General features: G+C 73.0%; 13 protein-coding genes and 1 tRNA gene. 8 read left to right on the top strand and 6 right to left on the bottom strand.

Features of this window, described 5'->3' with window-relative positions:
* Positions 1-206: 206 nt before the first annotated feature.
* Together NQU55_RS24050 and NQU55_RS24055 are read right to left on the bottom strand one after the other, a co-directional pair.
* Positions 207-2,780 carry an ABC transporter permease gene (locus NQU55_RS24050; protein WP_256791088.1) on the bottom strand — a complete coding sequence of 858 codons (2,574 nt, stop codon included), beginning with the start codon at positions 2,778-2,780 and terminating at the stop codon, positions 207-209.
* The gene (locus NQU55_RS24055; protein ID WP_168096330.1) at positions 2,777-3,565 is read right to left on the bottom strand and encodes an ABC transporter ATP-binding protein; all 789 of its coding nucleotides are present in this window, start codon (positions 3,563-3,565) and stop codon (positions 2,777-2,779) included. The genes NQU55_RS24050 and NQU55_RS24055 overlap by 4 nt, the downstream gene beginning before the upstream one ends.
* A gap of 357 nt (positions 3,566-3,922) precedes the next feature.
* On the opposite strand from NQU55_RS24055, the gene NQU55_RS24060 reads away from it, so the two are divergent.
* The gene (locus NQU55_RS24060) at positions 3,923-5,653 is read left to right on the top strand and encodes an MFS transporter (protein WP_372504793.1); all 1,731 of its coding nucleotides are present in this window, start codon (positions 3,923-3,925) and stop codon (positions 5,651-5,653) included.
* A gap of 118 nt (positions 5,654-5,771) precedes the next feature.
* On the top strand, positions 5,772-7,580 hold the full coding sequence (locus NQU55_RS24065) for a lytic transglycosylase domain-containing protein (protein WP_256791089.1): 1,809 nt from the start codon (positions 5,772-5,774) through the stop codon (positions 7,578-7,580).
* Between the two features lie 302 nt (positions 7,581-7,882).
* On the opposite strand, the gene NQU55_RS24070 is transcribed toward NQU55_RS24065, so the two are convergent.
* The 3 genes from NQU55_RS24070 to NQU55_RS24080 all read right to left on the bottom strand — a co-directional run bounded on the left by NQU55_RS24070 (position 7,883) and on the right by NQU55_RS24080 (position 12,674).
* Positions 7,883-8,776 (bottom strand): coiled-coil domain-containing protein, encoded by an 894-nt coding sequence (locus NQU55_RS24070; protein WP_308402268.1) that lies wholly within the window; start codon positions 8,774-8,776, stop codon positions 7,883-7,885.
* A gap of 207 nt (positions 8,777-8,983) precedes the next feature.
* Positions 8,984-11,689 (bottom strand): SUKH-4 family immunity protein, encoded by a 2,706-nt coding sequence (locus NQU55_RS24075; RefSeq protein ID WP_256791090.1) that lies wholly within the window; start codon positions 11,687-11,689, stop codon positions 8,984-8,986.
* A gap of 7 nt (positions 11,690-11,696) precedes the next feature.
* Positions 11,697-12,674, bottom strand: a complete 978-nt coding sequence (locus NQU55_RS24080; RefSeq protein WP_168093194.1) for an HNH endonuclease — start codon at positions 12,672-12,674, stop codon at positions 11,697-11,699.
* Between the two features lie 392 nt (positions 12,675-13,066).
* Here NQU55_RS24080 and NQU55_RS24085 point away from each other — a divergent pair, with 392 nt between their 5' ends.
* Together NQU55_RS24085 and NQU55_RS24090 are read left to right on the top strand one after the other, a co-directional pair.
* The gene (locus NQU55_RS24085) at positions 13,067-13,663 is read left to right on the top strand and encodes a YwqJ-related putative deaminase (RefSeq protein ID WP_168093193.1); all 597 of its coding nucleotides are present in this window, start codon (positions 13,067-13,069) and stop codon (positions 13,661-13,663) included.
* Between the two features lie 5 nt (positions 13,664-13,668).
* The gene (locus tag NQU55_RS24090; protein ID WP_168093192.1) at positions 13,669-14,178 is read left to right on the top strand and encodes an SUKH-3 domain-containing protein; all 510 of its coding nucleotides are present in this window, start codon (positions 13,669-13,671) and stop codon (positions 14,176-14,178) included.
* A 105-nt stretch (positions 14,179-14,283) separates the two neighbouring features.
* On the opposite strand, the gene NQU55_RS24095 is transcribed toward NQU55_RS24090, so the two are convergent.
* The gene (locus NQU55_RS24095) at positions 14,284-15,684 is read right to left on the bottom strand and encodes a sensor histidine kinase (protein WP_168093191.1); all 1,401 of its coding nucleotides are present in this window, start codon (positions 15,682-15,684) and stop codon (positions 14,284-14,286) included.
* Between the two features lie 161 nt (positions 15,685-15,845).
* On the opposite strand from NQU55_RS24095, the gene NQU55_RS24100 reads away from it, so the two are divergent.
* The 4 genes from NQU55_RS24100 to NQU55_RS24115 all read left to right on the top strand — a co-directional run bounded on the left by NQU55_RS24100 (position 15,846) and on the right by NQU55_RS24115 (position 19,322).
* Positions 15,846-15,916 (top strand) — tRNA-Gln (locus NQU55_RS24100).
* 107 nt (positions 15,917-16,023) lie between these two features.
* Entirely contained in the window at positions 16,024-17,478 is a 1,455-nt protein-coding gene (gene glmU, locus NQU55_RS24105) for a bifunctional UDP-N-acetylglucosamine diphosphorylase/glucosamine-1-phosphate N-acetyltransferase GlmU (RefSeq protein ID WP_168093190.1), read from the top strand.
* Positions 17,479-17,551: 73 nt separating this feature from the next.
* Positions 17,552-18,526, top strand: coding sequence for a ribose-phosphate diphosphokinase (locus tag NQU55_RS24110; protein WP_168093189.1), 975 nt, complete (start codon positions 17,552-17,554; stop codon positions 18,524-18,526).
* A gap of 223 nt (positions 18,527-18,749) precedes the next feature.
* The gene (locus tag NQU55_RS24115) at positions 18,750-19,322 is read left to right on the top strand and encodes a 50S ribosomal protein L25/general stress protein Ctc (protein WP_168093188.1); all 573 of its coding nucleotides are present in this window, start codon (positions 18,750-18,752) and stop codon (positions 19,320-19,322) included.
* The last annotated feature ends 82 nt before the right edge of the window (positions 19,323-19,404 follow it).

Consider the following 19,404-nt stretch of genomic DNA (forward strand, 5'->3'; position numbering starts at 1 on the left):
CCGTGCCGGGGGTCTCCAGACTACGACGGCACACCGACACGGGCCCGTGGACGGCACCTCGGCACCACGCGCCGCGTCGCCTGACGTCCCGGGCCGGAAGAAGCCCGGCCCGGACACACACCCCCGTGGTGTGTCCGGGCCGGGCTTTTCAGGGGGCGCGGGCCTTGGCCCGCGCCCCGGCCGCCCCTCGTGGAGGCAGCAGCCGGCTAGTCCGTGGCGATCGCGTTCAGGACGTTCATCCGGCCCGCGCGGAACGCCGGGACGAGGGCGGCGAGCAGGCCCACCACCGCCGAGCCCAGGAAGACCGCGATGATCGTCGGCCAGGGGATGTCCAGGACGCCGAGGCCCTGGAGGGCCAGGAGCTTCTGGGACGTGGTGCCCCAGGCCATGCCGAGGCCGAGGCCGAGGAGGGCGCCGAAGAGGGCGATGACGACCGACTCCAGGCGGATCATGCGGCGCATCTGGCGGCGCGAGAGGCCGATCGCCCGCAGCAGGCCGATCTCGCGGGTGCGCTCGACCACCGACAGGGCCAGGGTGTTCACGACGCCCAGGACCGCGACGATGATCGCGAGGGCCAGCAGGCCGTAGATCATGTTGAGCAGCTGGCCGACCTGGTCCTTGATGAGCTTCTTGTAGTCGGACTGGTCACGGACCTTGACCTGCGGGTAGTCCTCGACCGACGCCTTGAGCGCGGCGGCGGCCTCCTTCGTCTGCCCGTCGGCGGCCTTGGCGAGGACCATGAAGTCCAGCGGCATCTTGTCGGCGGGCAGGTAGCTGCGCGCGGTGGCGATGTTGGTGTACATCGCGCCCTTGTCGATGCTGGTGTCGTCCGAGGTGACGGCCTTGACCGTGAGCTGAGCCGTCCGGCCGTCGACCATGGCGACCTTCAGCCGGTCGCCGAGCTTGATGCCGTGGTCCTTGGCGAAGCCCTCCGGCACGGACATGGCGTCCTTGGCGTAGGCGTCCTTGAGGTTGCCCTTGACCGTCTCGGCGCGCACGTCGTCGGCGTAGGTGGGGGTCACCGCGGAGAGCCGCTGGGTGGCGCTCCTGCCGTCCGGGGTGGTGATCTTCGCGTTGACGATCGTGTATTCCGTGACGTGCTCGACGTGCCCGGCGGACTTGATCGCCTTGACGACGGCCGGGTTCAGCGGCTGCTGGTTCTCGGTCTGGACGATGAAGTCCGCGCCGACCGACTTGTCGAGCTGGTCCGTGGCCGAGGCGACCATGGAGGAGCCCACCACCGACAGGGCGGCGACCAGCGCGAGGCCGATCATCAGCGCCGAGGCCGTGGCACCCGTGCGGCGCGGGTTGCGCAGCGCGTTGCGCTCGGCGAGGCGGCCGACGGGCCCGAAGGCCCGCAGCACGATCGCGCTGATCACGCGGACGACGAACCCGGCGAGGAGCGGGCCGACGACCACGAAGCCGACGAGGGTGAGGAAGACGCCGATGCCGAGCATCCCCGAGCCCGCCGCGGCGTCGTCGGACTTGGCGGCGGCGACCAGCGCCAGCCCGCCCACGGCGGTCAGCACCAGGCCGATGGCGGCCCGCACCTTGCCGGCCTTGCCGTCGGCCGGGGTGCCGGCGTCGCGCAGGGCGGCCATCGGGGAGATCTTGGTGGCCTTGAAGGCCGGCAGGCAGGCGGCGAGGACGGTGACGACCACGCCGATGGCCAGGCCCACGACCGGCGTCGCGGCCTTGATCGTGAGCTCGTTCATGTCGAGCTTCATGCCCATGGAGCCCATGAGCTCCATCAGCCCGACCGCGAGGGCGACACCACCGCCGATGCCCAGCACCGAGCCGACGACGCCGAGCAGCACGGCCTCCACCAGCACCGAGCGCAGGATCTGCCGGCGACTGGAGCCGATGGCCCGCATGAGGCCGATCTCCCGGGTGCGCTGGGCGACCAGCATGGAGAAGGTGTTGACGATGAGGAAGATGCCGACGAGGACGGCGATGCCGGCGAAGCCGAGCAGCGCGTACTTCATGACGTCCAGGAAGGAACCGACGTCCTTCTTGTTCTCCTCCTTGCTCTCGGCGGCGGTCCGCAGGGCGTAGTCGCCCGCGGAGGAGCCGAGGGCGGCGGAGACCCGCTCCTTGAGCTGCTCGTCGCTGACGCCGGAGGCGGCGGTCAGCCCGTAGCCGCTGAACTCGCCGGTGCTGCCGAGGAGCTTCTCCTGGGCGGTCGGGGTGTCGAAGTAGAAGAGGGCTGCGCCGGGGTTCGTGGTCTTGAACGTGGCGATGCCGACGACCTTGACGGAGAAGTCGCCCGGGGCGGCGATCACCCGCAGGGTGTCGCCCGTCTTCACGCCGTGCTTGTCGGCGGTGTCGGCGTCGACGACGGTCTCGGCCGGGCCGTGCGGCTCGTGGCCGCTGGTGATCTCGACGGACTTCTTCTGCCTCTCGTCCCAGTTGGTGCCCACGGTGGGGGCGCCGGAGGTGGGGCTGAGGCTCTTCTTCTTCCCGTCGACGACGGTCAGCTGCTGGCTGTCGGCCGACGGCTCGACCTTGGTGACGCCCTTGACCTCGGCGAGCTTCGCCCGCAGCGAGGCCGGGACGGTCGCCGGCTTGCCGGTCTGCTGCGCGTCGTCGTTCTTCTTCGGGCCGACCGAGACGTCGGCGGCGGTGTTGGCGAAGAGCTTGTCGAACGTGGCGTTCATGGTGTCGGTGAAGACGAGCGTGCCGCACACGAACGCCACCGAGAGCAGGACCGCGACGGCGGAGAGCGCCATGCGGCCCTTGTGCGCGAGGAAGTTGCGCAGGGAGGTCTTGAGGACGGTCACGACACCCGTCCCCGCGCGTCGAAGTTCTTCATGCGCTCGAGCACCGCGTCGGCGGTGGGGCTGTACATCTCGTCCACGATCCGGCCGTCGGCCAGGTAGAGCACGCGGTCGGCGTAGGAGGCGGCGACGGGGTCGTGGGTGACCATGACGATGGTCTGGCCCAGCTCGTCGACGGAGCGGCGCAGGAAGCCCAGCACCTCGGCGCCGGCGCGCGAATCGAGGTTTCCGGTCGGCTCGTCACCGAAGATGATCTCGGGGCGGGCGGCGAGGGCGCGGGCCACGGCGACGCGCTGCTGCTGACCGCCGGAGAGCTGGTTGGGGCGGTGCTTGAGGCGCCCGGCGAGGCCCACGGTCTCCACGACGCGGTCCAGCCACGCCTTGTCCGGCTTGCGGCCGGCGATGTCCATGGGAAGCGTGATGTTCTCGATCGCGTTGAGCGTCGGGAGCAGGTTGAACGCCTGGAAGATGAAGCCGATCCGGTCGCGGCGGAGCCGGGTGAGCTTCTTGTCCTTGAGGCCGGTTATCTCGGTCTCGTCGATGAAGATCTGCCCGGACGTGACCGTGTCGAGGCCCGCCAGGCAGTGCATCAGGGTCGACTTGCCGGAGCCGGACGGGCCCATGATGGCCGTGAACTGCCCGCGGGCGATGTCCACGTCCACGTGGTCGAGGGCGGTGACGCGGGTCTCGCCGGACCCGTACGCCTTGACGACCTCGCGGGCCCTCGCCGCGACGGCCGCATGTCCTCCACTGCCCCCGGTCTTGGGAATCGATACAGCCGTTGTCACGGTGGGTCTCCTATGCGTGCTCACTGAGGGGGTACGGTCCACAGCCTGCTGGAAGGCGGGGGCCCGCGGCGATGGTGCTCGTCCGTGTATCCGTGGTGGGGCTATCCCCACCACGGCTCTCCGACCACCCTCGAAAAGGCTAGGCAGCGGCGGCTCCCGGCTCCTCCCCCTGCGGTACGAACCGGGCGGCGGGACGAGCAGGAGAAAGCCGGGAACGTCCCCTAGGGGATCCGGGGTTGCCGGGGTCGTCCTTCTCGGGGTTGACGGACCGCCAGCATGCACCCTGCCGCTACGTAAGGCTCAAGTGAGACCCTGACCGACGAATGCGTGCAAGGGGAAACGACCTCGGGGGGCGGCATGGGCGGCGGCACAGGCGACAAGAACGGCAAGGGCGGCGGGCGCGGGGCAGCCGGGCACGGGGCAGCCGGGCGCAGTGAGGGCAGCAGCACGGCCGACGGCGGCATACCCGGGAAGGAGACGCCGGACGCGGCGCCGCCGGACGCCGGCTCCCGCCGCGGCCCCGTCGTCGCCGCGCTCATGCTCGCCATGGCGCTCGCCGCCCTCGACGGGACCGTCGTCTCCACGGCCGTCCCCCAGATCGTTGCGGATCTCGGCGGCTTCACCGTCTTCTCCTGGCTCTTCTCCGGCTACCTCCTCGCCGTCACCGTCACCCTCCCCGTCTACGGCAAGCTCTCGGACACCTTCGGCCGCAAGCCCGTGCTTCTCGCCGGGATCGTCCTCTTCCTCCTCGGCTCGGCCCTGTGCGCCGCCGCCTGGAGCATGCCCGCGCTCATCGCCTTCCGCGTCCTGCAGGGCCTCGGCGGCGGTGCCCTGCAGGGCACCGTGCAGACGATCGCCGCCGACCTCTACCCGCTCAAGGAGCGCCCCAGGATCCAGGCCAGGCTGTCGACGGTCTGGGCCACCGCCGCGGTGGCCGGGCCGGCGCTCGGCGGCCTGCTCGCCGGGTACGCCGACTGGCGCTGGATCTTCCTCATCAACCTGCCGGTCGGCGCGGTCGCCCTCTGGCTGGTCGAGCGCCACCTCCACGAGCCCGCTTCACGCACCCACGCGCGCCCGCGCGCGCGTGTCGACTGGCCCGGTGCGCTCGGCGTCTTCGCCTGCGGCGGCCTGCTGCTCTGCGCGCTCGTGCAGGGCGGCGTGGCCTGGCCCTGGCTCTCCCCGCCCTCCCTCGCGCTCTTCGCGGGCAGCGCGGTGTGCGCGGGCGTGACCGTCGCCGTCGAGCGGCGCGCGGCCGAGCCCGTCATTCCCGGCTGGGTCTGGCGCCGCCGCTCCATCTGCGCCGTCAACCTCTCCTTCGGGGCACTCGGACTCCTGATCATCGCGCCGACGGTCTTCCTGCCGACGTACGCCCAGGCCGTCCTCGGCCTGGGGCCGATCGCCGCCGGGCTCGTGCTGTCCGTGATGACGCTGAGCTGGCCGATCTCCGCCGCCCTGAGCAGTCACGTCTACAACCGCATCGGCTTCCGCAGCTGCGCGGCCCTGGGCATCGGCCTCGCCGCGCTGATCCTGCTGTCGTTCCCGCTCCTCCCGCACCCGGGCGCCGCCTGGCAGCCGGCGCTTGTGATGCTGGCGCTCGGCGCGGCCCTCGGCCTGTTCCAGCTCCCGCTGATCGTGGGCGTGCAGTCGTCGGTGGGCTGGGCGGAGCGCGGCACCGCCACCGCGTCCGTGCTCTTCTGCCGGCAGGTCGGGCAGAGCGTCGGGGCGGCGCTCTTCGGGGCGGTCGCCAACGGCACGCTCGCCGCGCGCCTGGAGGACGCCCCGGCCTCCGTACGGCCCGGGCTGCCCGCGGACCTCGACTCCGTCTCGCGCGCCCTGGAGCACGCGAGCACGTCCCTCACGACGGAAGCGGCCGGATATCTGCGGCAAGCCGTCTCCGCGGCGGTCGACCACGTCTATCTGGGGGCCGCCGGGGCGGCCGGACTGGCACTGCTCGCCCTTCTGACGCTGGCGCCACGGCACTTCCCCGTGCACGCAGGTGAAACCCCTGCGGAATCCGCCGCGGACAAATACCAGGAAACGGGCAAAGTGGGGGGAGTTGAGGGGGAACGAAGGGCGAATAATACGTGAAGGCGGCCATCGGGCAAGACAATTGGGGCCACAGGGAATTAGTGTTCGGGGTTATGGCCGAGGGGGGAAGTCGTGCACCCCTTCGCACGGGCCGCAGGTCTCCGAAGGAAGCAGCATCGTGAAGATTCTCCCTACGCGCGCTGCCAGCGTCTCCCGGCAGGGTCTGTGCACGGCCCTGCTCGTAGCCAGCCTCACGGCAGCGGTCGGCGTCAGTCCCGCGCACAACACCGCGGACTCGGACGACCCCGCCAAGGACCCCAAGAACCCGCAGGGCCTGCCGCACGGCAACCCCAACCTCACGCTGCCCGACCTCAGACCCAAGGGTCCCGGCGGCCTGCCCGGCGCGCGCGGAGACGGCAAGAACGACGCCAAGGACGCCACCACGGGCATCCCCGCGACCGCCCTGGACGCCTACCGCAAGGCCGCCCAGCGCGCCGCCGCCGACCTGCCGGGCTGCCACATGCCCTGGGAGCTCATAGCCGGCATCGGCAACGTGGAGACGCACCACGGGACCTACCAGGGCACCCGCATGACGTCCGACGGCACCACGGACAAGCCGATCCTCGGCCCGCAGCTCAACGGCAACGGCTTCGCCCTCATCAAGGACACCGACGGGGGCGCGCTCGACGGCGACACGGTCTACGACAAGGCCGTCGGTCCCACGCAGTTCCTGCCGTCCACCTGGGCGCTCTACGGCGCCGACGGCAACGGCGACGGCAAGAAGGACCCCAACAACATCTACGACGCCGCGCTCGGCACCGCCAAGTACTTGTGCGCGGGCGGCAAGGACATGAACAACGCCGCGGATCTCGACAAGGCGATCCTCAGCTACAACCCCTCGCGCGAGTACGTGAACGCCGTCACGTCCTGGATGCGCGCCTACAAGGAGGGCAATGTGCCCTCCCTGCCCGACCCCTCGGGCAAGCCGTCGGGCAACACGCCTGGAGGGAGCGGGACTCCGGCGGTTCCGTCGGGGCCGTCGGCGCCTCCGGCGTCCGGTGCGTCCCCCAAGCCGCCGAAGCAGACGCCCCCTTCGAAGCAGACACCGCCGTCGAACGGCGGGAACAACAAGCCTGGCGGCGGCAGCAAGCCGGGGGGCGGCACCGGCAAGCCCGGCGACGGCGGCACGCACAAGCCCGGTGGCGGCGGGGACAACAAGCCCGGAGGCGGGGACAACAAGCCCGTCCCGCCCGCCCCCGCGAGCCGTCTGGAGCGCATCGGCGACACCCGCGCCTGGGAGGCCTACGCCGGCGAGAAGTTCAAGGAGCAGGCCCGCGTCCTGGTCAAGGACAAGTCCGGCAAGGCCGTGGCGGACGCCCGCGTACGGTTCGAGGTCACCGGCGGGGCCGGGGCCGCGTTCGCGGACGGCTCGACGTCGATCACCGTCTCCACCGCGAAGGACGGCACGGCCACCGCACCGAGCCTCGTGGCGGGGCTCAAGAACGGCGACGTCACGCTGACGGCGACGGTCGTCGGCCGGGACATCCCGGCGGTCGAGTTCGCCGGCACGGTCAAGGTGCGGGCGGCGAAGCAGATCGACGTCGTCGGCAAGCCCGAACTGAAGGCCGCACCCAACGGCGCGTTCGCCGACCGCATCCAGATCAAGGTCCTGGGCGAGGGCGGCAAGGACGTGATCGGGGCGGGCGTCACCGTGTCGGTGACCAAGCCGGACGGAAAGGCCGTGCCGGAGGACGGCCCCTACTTCAAGGGCACCGACGGCAAGCCGGTGCGCATCCTGAAGGCGGGGACGACGGACAAGGACGGCGTCCTGACGCTCCCGAAGCTGCTGACGGACGACAAGACGGGCGCGTATGCGCTGCGCTTGGAGACGGCCGACGGAGCGGTGCTGATCATCCAGCTGACGGTGACGGCACCGGAGGCGTCGACGCCCCCGGCAACGTCCACGCCTCCGGCGCCGGCCAAGTAGCCTCCGCGCCGCACGGCACCGCCGGACTCCGCCGTCGCGGTTGCGCGCCGCGGCGGCGGATCCAAGGGTCCGGGCACCCTTGACCTGCCGACAGGACGAACTCGGCCTACGGCCGAGCCGGAGAATGCAGCCGCATCCTTCAATCCGCCGCACCGGCGCTCAGCCACAACGGCGGCACTCGGCGGTGCCGAACCCGCCTCGGCCCCGGCGGGCACCGCCGGACTCCGCCGTCGTGGTTGTCCGCCGCGGCGGCGGATTCGAGGGTGCGGGCACCCTTTGTGCGGGGCCTGCCGCGCAGGCGGTCAGGCGTCCCCCGCCCCCAGATCCTCCGCCACCGGCTTGCCCGTGAGGGCCGCCAGGCTGTGGCGGACGTGGGCCATGTGGGCGCGCAGTTCCTCGCGGCGTTCCTCGTGTTCGCGGAGGATGCGTTCCACGTCGCGCACGACGCGCTCCTCGCGGACCCGCGCCTGCGCGATCAGGGCGGCCCCCTGCGCGTCGGCGTCCTCCTGCCCGTGCCGCGCCGCCTCCTCCGCCTCCGCGTAGCGCCGCTGCGCTTCGGCGAGGGCGTTGCGCGCGTACTCCTCCATGGCCGCGATACGCGTGTCGAGCGCGGCCTCCCGCTCGGCGATCTCCCGCCCGGCGGTCTCCCAGCGCTCGGCGTGGTCCTTCTCCTGCTCGGCGAGCGCGGCGGCGGTGCGTTCCCGCATCTCGGTGAGCGCCGCCGCGGCGTCCTCGCGCCGCTGCTTGGCGTCGCGGCGGGCGACGGCGACGACGTCGTCGGCGACGGTCTCGGCGGCGACGAGGGCCTGCCGCGCCCATTCGTCGGCCTCGGCGCGCAGGGCGGTCGCCTGTTCGTGCGCGGCGTCCCGGACGGCCCGCCCGTGCGCCTCCGCCGCGTCCATCATCTCGGCGGCCGCGGCCTCGGCCCGCTCCCGCAGCCCGGTGGCTTCGGCCTGGGCGGTGACGAGCAGGCCCTGGGCCCGCTGGCCGAGCGTCTCGTACGTCTGGGGTGGGAGCTGCGCCACCACCTGCCCGAGGCGCTGGGCCTCCTCCTCCATCTCGCGCGCGAGTACGGTCAGCCGCGCCACCCGCTCCCAGGCCGCGTCCCGCTGCCGCGCGAACTCGGCGAGAGCGCGATCCACCTGCTCGGGCCGGTAACCCCGGCCCCGTACGACGGAGAATCCGTCGGGAGACACCGATGCACTCATCCTTGAAGCCCCTTATATCCCGGATGTCCGGTATGTGACGCAGTCTGGCGCACATCATCCCCGGACCACGGGAAGTGCCGATGACGCGACACTCCGCCCGCTTCCTGTGTCAAGGATGTGCCAACCTACGACACGGGGCGTCCGACCCTCATCCCGGATCGGACGCCCCGCGCCCTCAACGCCCCGCCGCCGCGGCTAGAACAGGCCGTCCCACATCTGCTCCACCAGGACCGACCACCAGTTCTCCGGCGAAGCCAACGCGGCCGTGTCCAGCGCCATCAGCTGTTCCTGGAAATCCACCGTCCAGCGGCCCGCCTGCTCCGGCGTCAATCCGTAGCGCCAGCGCCACATCTTCCCGAGCAGCGCCAAAGAGCGAACGAACTGAGGCAGGCTCGTGTTGACGAACTGCGGAGGAACGGACGAACCGCCCGGTCCCGCCTCCAGCGGCACCGCCACGATGTGCGCCGTGCCGTACTGCACGCACAGCTGCTTGCCGAAGTCCGTGCCCATCACCAGGTACGAGCCCGCGTCCGGCGCCGCCTGCACGCGCCGCTCCGCCGCCAGCTCCGCCAGCGTCGGCACCGGCCGGCCCGGCTGCGCCTGGCCCCAGAAGAACGGCCCGCAGTCCACGGGCACGCCCGCCCACACCAGCGTCTGCGCGACGACGTCCGGCACGCCCTGGCGCGACACCGCGCGCTGCTCGAACCGGAACACGCCCTGCGGGCCGAAGGACTCGGCCAGCTCCCGGGCCACCACGTCCGGGCCGACCGGCGGCGCCTGCTGCACCTGACCGGGCTGCGGCAGCGGCACCCGGTTCGGCGCCGGGCGGGCCGGGCCGTCCGCGACCTGGTGCAGCTCACCCTGATGCTCGATCAGGTGCCGGACGCCCTGCTGGCGCGTGGCGTGGTCGCGGCCGTAGGCGGCCGTGTGACTGATCGTCGCCTGCGGCCAGTTCTCCCGCACCATGCGGGCGCAGTAGCCGCCGGGGCCGTCGCACGACTCCAGCTCCGTGTGCAGCTCCAGCACTTGCTCGCGGGGCACGTTCAGCCCCATCAGCTCGTGCAGGATCTGCCACTCCGGGTGCGGCGTGCCCGGCGCGCTGCGCCGGATGAGCTGCTGCTCGGAACCGTCGTGCGCGCGGTAGCGCAGGACCGCCATGTAGCCCGGGCCGACGGTCGGGAGACCGGTGGGCGCCTGGGGGTAGCCGTACGCCGGGGCGGCGCCTTGCGGCGCGGCCGGGGCCTGCGGAGCGGCCGGCCCCTGCGGTACCGGAGGCATGCCGGGCCCGCCGGGGCTCGCGAGCATGGTGGCGGCGTGGTGCACCCCACCGGGGCCGGGGGGCGGCGTACCGGGGCCCTGCTGCGGGGTCCCCGGGCGGCCGGGGGCGGCCGGGGGCCGGCCCGGCGCGCCGGGAGCACCGGGGGCGCCGGGCGCGGCAGGGGCCGCCGGTCCGCCGGGCGCACTGGCGAGCATGGTCGCCGCGTGGTGCACCCCGCCGGGTCCGGCAGGAGGAGGCGTGGGCTGACCGGGCGCGGCAGGCGGTACGGGGGCGCCGGGCGCGGCAGGCGCGGCGCCGGGCATGCCCGGCGTGCCGGGACCGGCCAGCATCGTCGCGGCGTGGTGCACCCCGCCACCGGGCGCCGCGGGCGCACCGGGCGGCGTGGGAGCGTCGGCCCCCGGCTGCCCCGGAGCCCCGGGAGCAGCGGGCGCGGCAGGAGCGCCGGGAGGCGTCGCAGCGCCCGCACCGGGCTGCTGCTGACCGGGAATCCCGGGCGCAGCGGAAGCAGCGGCGGCACCCGGAGCGCCGGGAGGCGCGGGCGGCACGGGAGCCCCGGGCGCCTGCGGAGCACCGGCACCGGGCGGCACCGGAGCGCCGGGCTGCCCGGGGACGTAGGGCGCACCGGCACCCGGACCCGGAGGCGGCGGAACCGGAGCCCCGGGCGCACCGGGACCGAGGGGCGGCGGAACGGGCGCACCGCTCGCTCCCCCGCCCGCCGGCAGGCCGTCGATCGCGGGCGCGATGGCCGTCTTCGGCAGCGCGCTGCCGGACGCCATCAGGGCCGTCTTGGCCTCCGGGCCGACGCCCGGAGGCGGCGTGTCGTCCTCGTCCGTGCCCGACAGGGCAGGCGCCAGCACCGTGGCGGGCAGGCCGACCGAGCGGTCGTCGTCATCGGCGGTGTGCGTGGCGGCCGCCGCCCACGGCGTGGCGTGCTCCGGTTCCCCGGACGCCGCAGCGGGCACGGGAGCGGGCGCAGGCACCGCCGGAGCAGGGGCTGCCGGGCCGTCGGACGCAGCCGGCGGCGCCGCAGGAACAGCAGGCTCGCTCGGTGCGCCCGGCGCGCTCGGCGCAGGCACAGGCACAGGCGCCGGCGCAGGCGGCGGCACGGGCGCCGGTCCGCCCTGCGACGCATCCGAGGAAGCCCCCGAACGCGCCGCCGCGGCCGAGCCCCCGGACGTGTCGGACGTACGGGACGCACCGCCGGACGTGCCGCCCGAGGTCCCCCCGTCCGTCCTGCGGTCCGGGATCCCCATCGCGTCCGCCGCGTCCTGCAGCCACTGCGGCGGGCTCAGCAGGAACGACGTCGCGTTCAGGTCCAGCCGCTTCGGCGGCGCGTCGGACGGTTCCGGTTCCTCCACGGGCACGGCCCCGTACTCCTCTTCGTAGCGCCGGATGACCTCGCCCACCGGCAGCGCCGGCCACAGCGTCGTCTCCCCGCTGTCCCGGGCGATCACCAGCCGGACCAGGCCGCCGTCCGACGTCGGACCGTCCTCGCGGTCCTCGGCCCACACCACGAAGCCCAGGTCGAACTCGCGGACCCGCACCTCCCGGTGCTGGTACGCCGGCACGTCACCGTTGGCCCAGCGCTCACCGCGCTCCTGCGCCTGCGCGAACGTCACCACCGCGCGCTCACCCCTCCACCGGGACGGCGTAGGCGAAGCCGCCGTCCACCATCAGGCCGGCGACCGTCTCCAGCTCCGGCGGACCACCCGCCAAGCGCGACAAAAACACGTCGAAGTCCTCACCACAGGGCAGCAGCAGCCGCTCCACCCGCTCCTGCACCGTCCAGCCGTCCTGGTCGCGCGCGTCGTCGTAGGGGCAGAACCACACCGAACCGATCGCCTCGCCCTTCACCTTGACGGCGAGCACGCCGCCCTGGACGAAGCCCACGCCCAGATAGTCCTTGGTGAAGTGGTCGCGCAGACACTTGTTGACGTAGACGAGGTCGTTCACGGCCGCCTCGTCGCGCACGGTGAAGAACGGCTGGTCGATCAGCAGGCCCAGCTCCGCGTCCAGCGCGGCGCCCACCGGGGCGCAGCCGCCCGCGGCCTTCAGGAACGCCCGGTACGCGCCCGGGAGGCGGTAGCCGAGGTCCTCCTCGACGCCCTGCACCTGTTCCTCGGTCACCGCGAGGTCCCGCTGCGGCAGCACGAAGTGCACCGGCCGGGTCTCCTGCAGCGGGCGCGTGCCCCGCTTGTCCTGGTCCACGGCGGCCGTCGCCAGCCCGCCGTGGTGCCGCAGCAGCGCCTTCACCTCCGCGGGCACCAGCTCCAGCCGGCGCGTGCCCGCGACGTGGTGCCACGTCCAGCCGTGCGGCGTGGCCACCGAGGGCAGGCTGGCCCACAGTTCGTGGCCCGCGGCGTGCAGCGCGGCGTTCGCCGACACGTAGTCGGTCAGCCGCAGCTCGTCCACGCCGAAACCCTCGGGCGGTTCCGCGATCTCCGCGGCGGCCCGTGCGTACGGCGAGAAGTCCGGACGGCCCTCGTCGTCCATCCGCACTCCCTTGGGATAGCGGCTGGCGCGGACCGGGTCCGGGAAGTGCACGACCTGCCCGGCGTAGGCCGCATTCGGTGGCGCGGCCTGCTGCCCGAGCCGACCTGTCGTCATGGCGGAAGCCCCCTGCTGACTGTGTGTCTCCGAAAGGCCCCGACGAACGCGGCGGTCGCCGCGAGTCACCGGACCCCCGTCCGGGCCACGGGGCGGCCCGGCCGGCCGGTGTCCCCATGGCCGAGAACACCCCGTGCGGCACAGCCTATGCGGTACCGCAAGGAGGGGACCGCGCCCCGGTCCGCCCGCACCGCCGCCGCCCGGCCGCCGGCCCGGCCGTCACGCCCCGTGAACCCCTCCCGGCCGCCGCGCCGCCGGCCCCACCGGTCCGGTCATCCGACGCATGAACATCACACGACGCCCCGCCAACCCCGACCTGACTTCCGCACCTGCCGTCCCGTTTGGCAGGCTGACCTCCGCAACAGGGGGATTGCAGGGAGGGAAGAACCACCATGCACACGACTCAGGACCGACCGCCCGCCGACGACCACGGCACGGCGGCCTCCGGCGATCCCCGGCTCACCTGGAGCACGGAGGACGCCGACCGGCCCCCCGCCCTGCTGCACCGCCGGGACGGCATACTGCCCGCCGTGGCCGCCGCCCTCTCCGTCCGCGGAGAGACGCTGACCTGCACCGCGGGCAAGGCCGAGGTGCCTCCGGCGCTGCACCCGCTGGTCCAGGACTTCCTCGACACCCTCACCAGCGACCGGCGCGAGCGCTTCACCGGCCGCTGCCCCGAGGCGCTCCTCCTTACGCGCTTCCTCGGCTCCTTCGAGAGCGCGCGCAGCAAACGCGCCTCCCGCAAACCGCTGACCCACGGCGAGGCCCGGCGCGCCCTCAAGCACGCCAAGCTCACGGCCCGGCACATCCGCGAGGAGGGCGACCCGCGGCACGGCGCGTACGCCGCGCCCTGCCGCTCCTGTACGGAGCTGCTGAGCCACTTCGGCGTGCGCAGCGTCGACCCCGCCGCCCCCGCGAAGGCCTCCCCCGCCAAGGCCGTCATCTCCAAGGCCGCCACGAAGGCCTCCCTCACCAAGGACAGGGGCTGAACGGCATGCGCGCCTTCGACCGCACCGCGGCCACCCGCTTCCCCGCCGCCGTGGACGCCGCCCTGCGCGAGGCCGGGTGGCAGCCCGGGCGCTGGGACATCAAGGCCGCCGAGAACTGGGCCGACGCCCTGCGCGCCCACACCTCCCCGGCCGGGCACCGGCACACCGTCTTCCCGGCCGCCGTCGAGGCCTGGGCGGAGTTCGGGGGCCTGCACATCGCCGGGACCGGGGCCGGGCGGCACATCGCCCCCACGCCCTTCCACATCGACCCGCTGCACGGGCTCCACCTCGCGCGCACCATCGCCGACCTGGGGCGCGCGCTGGGGGCCGAGGTGTGCCCGCTCGGGCAGGAGGCGGACGGGCAGGCGCTGCTCGCCATCGACGCCCACGGCCGCGTCTACAGCCTCGACCACACCGGCGACTGGTACCTCGGCTCGGACATCGACCACGCCATCGCCACGCTCGTCAACGGCACCCGGCCCTCGCGGCTGTCGGCGGGCACCGGACGCCGCTGACCGGAGCAACGCGAACCGGCCAAAAGGCGGGCGGGAACCGGCCTCGTCCGGACCGGCGGGCCCCGCCGTCCGGGCTGCGGGCCGGCGGGCCCCGTCATACGGGCCTCAGGCCGGCGCGGCCCCGCCCTCCGCGATCGCCGGGATCACCGCCGACACCCGGAAGCCGCCCGCGTCCGTGGCGCCCGACACGAAGACCCCGCCCAGCGCCGAGACCCGCTCGCGCATCCCCACCAGGCCGTTGCCGCCGCTCGGCAGGCCCGGCGCGGGGGCGCCGCACTCCGACGGCCCGTTCTCCACCTGCAGCGCGACCTCGTCCCCGCGGTGCGCCACGCGCACGACGGCCTTCGCCCCCGGCGCGTGCTTGTGGACGTTGGTCAGCGCTTCCTGCACCACGCGGTACGCCGTGCTCTCCACCCGTGCGCCGTACGAGCGCTCCACGCCCTCCACGGACAGCTCGACGGCCATGCCCGCCGCCCGCGACTGGCCGACGAGATCCTCCAAGCCGTCCAGGCACGGACCGTCACCGGACGCAGACAGGTCGCTCACCCCGGCGGCGGTCCCGCCCGCGGCGGCGGCGCCCACGCCCGCGGACACCCGCGCCGAGGCCGCCGCCGCGACCTCCGCGAGCCGGCGCGAGTCCGCCGCCGAGGACGCCTCCGTCACCATGCCCTCGGAGGAGGTCCGCAGCACGCCGAGCATCTCGCGCAGCTCCGTCAGCGCCTGCCGGCCCATGTCGCCCACCAGGCCCGCGTTCCGCGACGCCTTCTCGGGGTCCTTCAGGGCCACCGCCTGCAGCGCGGCCGCGTGGACGACCATCAGCGACACCCGGTGCGCCACCACGTCGTGCATCTCGCGCGCGATCCGCGTGCGCTCCTCGTTGCGGGCCCACACCGCGCGCTCCTCGGCCCGCTCCGCGAGCAGCGACAGCTCGCGCTCCAGGCCGTCCGCGCGTTCCCGCAGGCTCTCCACGAGCCTGCGCCGCGCCCCCACGTAGAGCCCCAGGAGCACGGGCGGCGCCGTGAGCCCCAGCGCCACCAGCGTCGCGAAGAACAGCATCATCCAGGGGCCGGGCTGGTACCCCTCCCCGGCGGCTATGTCGCGCTGGAACTTGATGAACGTCACGAGGAACGTCCCCGCCACCGACACACCGGCGAGGAAGACGGTCAGCCGGCGCGGCACGTCCGAGGCGGCCAGCGTGTACAGGCCGACGATGCCGAGCAGGAAGCCCAGCTCGGCCGGGGTGATCGCGATGCCCAGCAGCACCACGGCCACCGGCCACCGGCGCCGGAACAGCAGCGTGCCGCCGACGAGCGCCCCCACCACGATGCCGAGCGCCATCGGGCCCCCGTGCTCGTCCGCGAATCCGGCGCCCTCCGCCGCGCACTCCAGGGCGGACACCAGCGCCAGCACGACGTCGAACACCATGCTGCGCCGCCGCGCCCACCACCAAGGCCCGTCCGGCGCGCCGCGCGCGCCCGCCTCCGCGTTTGCCCCCGTTGTGGTCATACCACCCAGACTACGGAAGGCCGCCACCCCATTTCCCGGCCGTTCCCGCCCTCGCGGCCCGGCCGGGGTGCCCGGCACCGTCGCGTCGACGGGCGGCCGTACGGCATAGTGTTGGCTGCAAGCGCGTCCGATCAAGTGAATCGGGCATCACGGGCGAACCATCCCGGGTCGTCTAATGGCAGGACAAATGATTTTGGTTCATTGAATGAGGGTTCGATTCCTTCCCCGGGAGCTGGCAGCACGGGTCCCGACCGCCAGGTCGGGACCCGCCCGCGTTTCAGCAGTAAAACGCACCGGTATCCTTCGGATGTCCACCACCCGAAGCCGAAGGGCACACCCGTGAGCGCCAACCGCCCGGCAGCCGTCGTCGTTCTCGCAGCGGGTGAGGGCACCCGCATGAAGTCGGCGACCCCCAAGGTCCTGCACGCCATCTGCGGACGTTCCCTCGTCGGACACGTCGTCGCCGCCTCCCGCGAGCTGGACCCCGAGCACCTCGTCGTGATCGTCGGGCACGCACGCGAGCAGGTCTCCGCGCACCTCGCGCAGATCGACCCCGAGGTCCGCACCGCCGTCCAGTACGAGCAGAACGGCACCGGCCACGCCGTGCGCATGGGCCTCGAGGAGCTGTCGAACAGCGGGATCGCCCTCGACGGGACCGTGGTCGTCGTCTGCGGCGACACCCCGCTGCTGACCGGCGCCACGCTCAAGACCCTCAGCGACACCCACGCCGCCGACGGCAACGCCGTCACCGTGCTGTCCGCCGAGGTCCCCGACGCGACGGGCTACGGGCGGATCGTCCGCGACGGCAGCGGCGCCGTGACCGCGATCGTCGAGCACAAGGACGCCACGGACGAGCAGCGCGCGATCCGGGAGATCAACTCCGGGGTGTTCGCGTTCGACGCCCAGCTGCTGACGGACGCGCTCGGCAAGGTGCGCACGGACAACAGCCAGGGCGAGGAGTACCTGACCGACGTCCTGGGCATCCTGCGCGAGGCCGGGCACCGCGTCGGCGCCGCGGTCGGCGGCGACCACCGGGAGATCCTGGGGATCAACAACCGCGTCCAGCTCGCCGAGGCCCGCAAGCTGCTCAACGAGCGGCTGCTGCACGCGGCGATGATGAGCGGCGTGACGGTCGTGGACCCGGCGTCGACCTGGATCGACGTCACCGTCACCTTCGAGCCCGACGTGCTCGTCCACCCCGGCACCCAGCTGACCGGCGCCACCAGCCTGGCCACCGGCAGCGAGGTCGGGCCGAACACGCGCCTGGCGGACACCGCCGTGGGCGCCGGCGCCCGCGTCGACAACACCGTCGCGGACTCCGCGCTGATCGGCGAGGGTGCGATCGTCGGCCCCTTCGCCTACCTGCGCCCGGGGACGAAGCTCGGCCCGAAGTCGAAGGCCGGCGCTTACGTCGAGATGAAGAACGCCGAGATCGGCGAGGGCACCAAGGTGCCGCACCTGTCGTACGTCGGTGACGCGACGATCGGCGAGTACTCCAACATCGGCGCGGCGAGCGTCTTCGTGAACTACGACGGTGTGAGCAAGCACCACACGACGATCGGCTCGCACTGCCGCACCGGATCGGACAACATGTTTGTGGCTCCGGTCACGATCGGGGACGGCGCGTACACCGCCGCCGGCTCGGTCATCACCAAGGATGTGCCCCCGGGTTCGCTGGCCGTCGCACGTGGACAGCAGCGGAATATCGAGGGCTGGGTGGCACGTAAGCGCCCGGGAAGCGCAGCCGCACAGGCCGCTTCCGCCGCTCGCCGGGAGACCGACGGCGAGCAGTGACCGTGACACGGGTGCGCCGTGCGGGGCGTACCGTGATAAGCGCACACAAAGCGACATCCAAGGAGACTGTGCTGTGACCGGGATCAAGACGACCGGCGAGAAGAAGCTGATGCTCTTCTCCGGCCGCGCCCACCCCGAGCTTGCCGAGGAGGTCGCGCACCAGCTGGGCGTCGGCCTGGTCCCGACCAAGGCATTCGACTTCGCCAACGGCGAGATCTACGTCCGCTTCCAGGAGTCGGCGCGTGGCGCGGACTGCTTCCTGATGCAGAGCCACACGGCTCCCATCAACAAGTGGGTCATGGAGCAGCTGATCATGATCGACGCGCTGAAGCGCGCGTCGGCCCGCTCCATCACCGTGGTCGTGCCGTTCTACGGCTACGCCCGCCAGGACAAGAAGCACCGCGGCCGTGAGCCGATCTCGGCCCGCCTGATCGCCGATCTGTTCAAGACGGCGGGCGCGGACCGGATCCTCACGGTCGACCTGCACACGGACCAGATCCAGGGCTTCTTCGACGGCCCGGTCGACCACCTGTTCGCGCTGCCGATCCTCGCCGACTACGTGGGCGCCAAGGTCGACCGCTCGAAGCTGACGGTCGTCTCCCCGGACGCCGGCCGCGTGCGCGTCGCCGACCGCTGGTGCGACCGCCTGGGCGCCCCGCTCGCCATCGTCCACAAGCGCCGTGACAAGGATGTCGCCAACCAGGTGACGGTGCACGAGGTCGTCGGTGACGTGAAGGGCCGCGTCTGCGTCCTGGTCGACGACATGATCGACACTGGTGGCACGATCTGCGCCGCCGCGGACGCCCTGTTCGCCAACGGCGCCGAGGACGTCATCGTGACGGCCACGCACGGTGTGCTCTCCGGCCCCGCCGCGGACCGCCTGAAGAACTCCAAGGTGAGCGAGTTCGTCTTCACCAACACCCTGCCGACCCCGGGTGAGCTGGAGCTCGACAAGATCACGGTGCTGTCGATCGCCCCGACGATCGCGCGCGCCGTGCGCGAGGTCTTCGAGGACGGCTCGGTCACGAGCCTCTTCGAGGAGCAGTGAGCCTCCGGCAGCCCTGACCTGCCGGCTGCAAAAACGATCGGCCTGTGAGCGCACGGCCCTGATCGATTTCTGAGCGGCCTCCCCCGCCGGGTACACTCCACGAGTTGCTCGGCGAGGGAGGCCGCACTCATGTGCGGCGGTCCGTTATCGACGCGCTCTTCGTAGCAGGTCCGTATGTGGCCGGGTAACGGTCCATCGATCAGCTGCTCACGAGGAGTGCACCATGGCTGAGATCAAGATCCCCGCCCAGGTCCGTGCCGAGTTCGGCAAGGGTGCCGCCCGCCGCATCCGCCGCGCCAACCAGGTTCCCGCCGTCGTCTACGGCCACGGTTCCGAGCCGGTCCACATCACCCTGCCGGGCCACGACCTGATGATGGCTCTGAAGACCCCGAACGTCCTGCTGTCCGTGGACATCGAGGGCCGCGACGAGCTCGTCATCCCCAAGGCCGTCCAGCGTGACGCCCTCAAGGGCTTCCTCGAGCACGTCGACCTGCTGGTCGTCAAGCGCGGCGAGACCGTCACCGTCGAGGTCCCGGTCCAGACCGAGGGCGACCTGGCCCCCGGCGGCAACCTGCTCGAGCACACCCTGACCGCCCTGCCGGTCGAGGCCGAGGCCACCCACATCCCCGAGGCCGTCACCGTCTCCATCGCGGGCCTTGAGGCCGGCGCCTCCGTCCTGGCCAAGGACGTCGTCCTGCCGGCCGGTGTCGCCCTGGCCGTCGACGCCGACGCCGTCGTCCTGCACGTCGTCGCCGGTTCCACCGAGGCCGCCCCGGCCGAGGGCGCCGAGGCCTGATCCTCGCCCCTCCCGGCTTTTCTTTCGACCGCCGTCCCGCTCCACCGGAGTGGGGCGGCGGTCGGCTTTGAGCGGTTGGCTA

The organism is Streptomyces telluris (assembly GCF_024519335.1).
GTDB lineage: Bacteria > Actinomycetota > Actinomycetes > Streptomycetales > Streptomycetaceae > Streptomyces > Streptomyces telluris.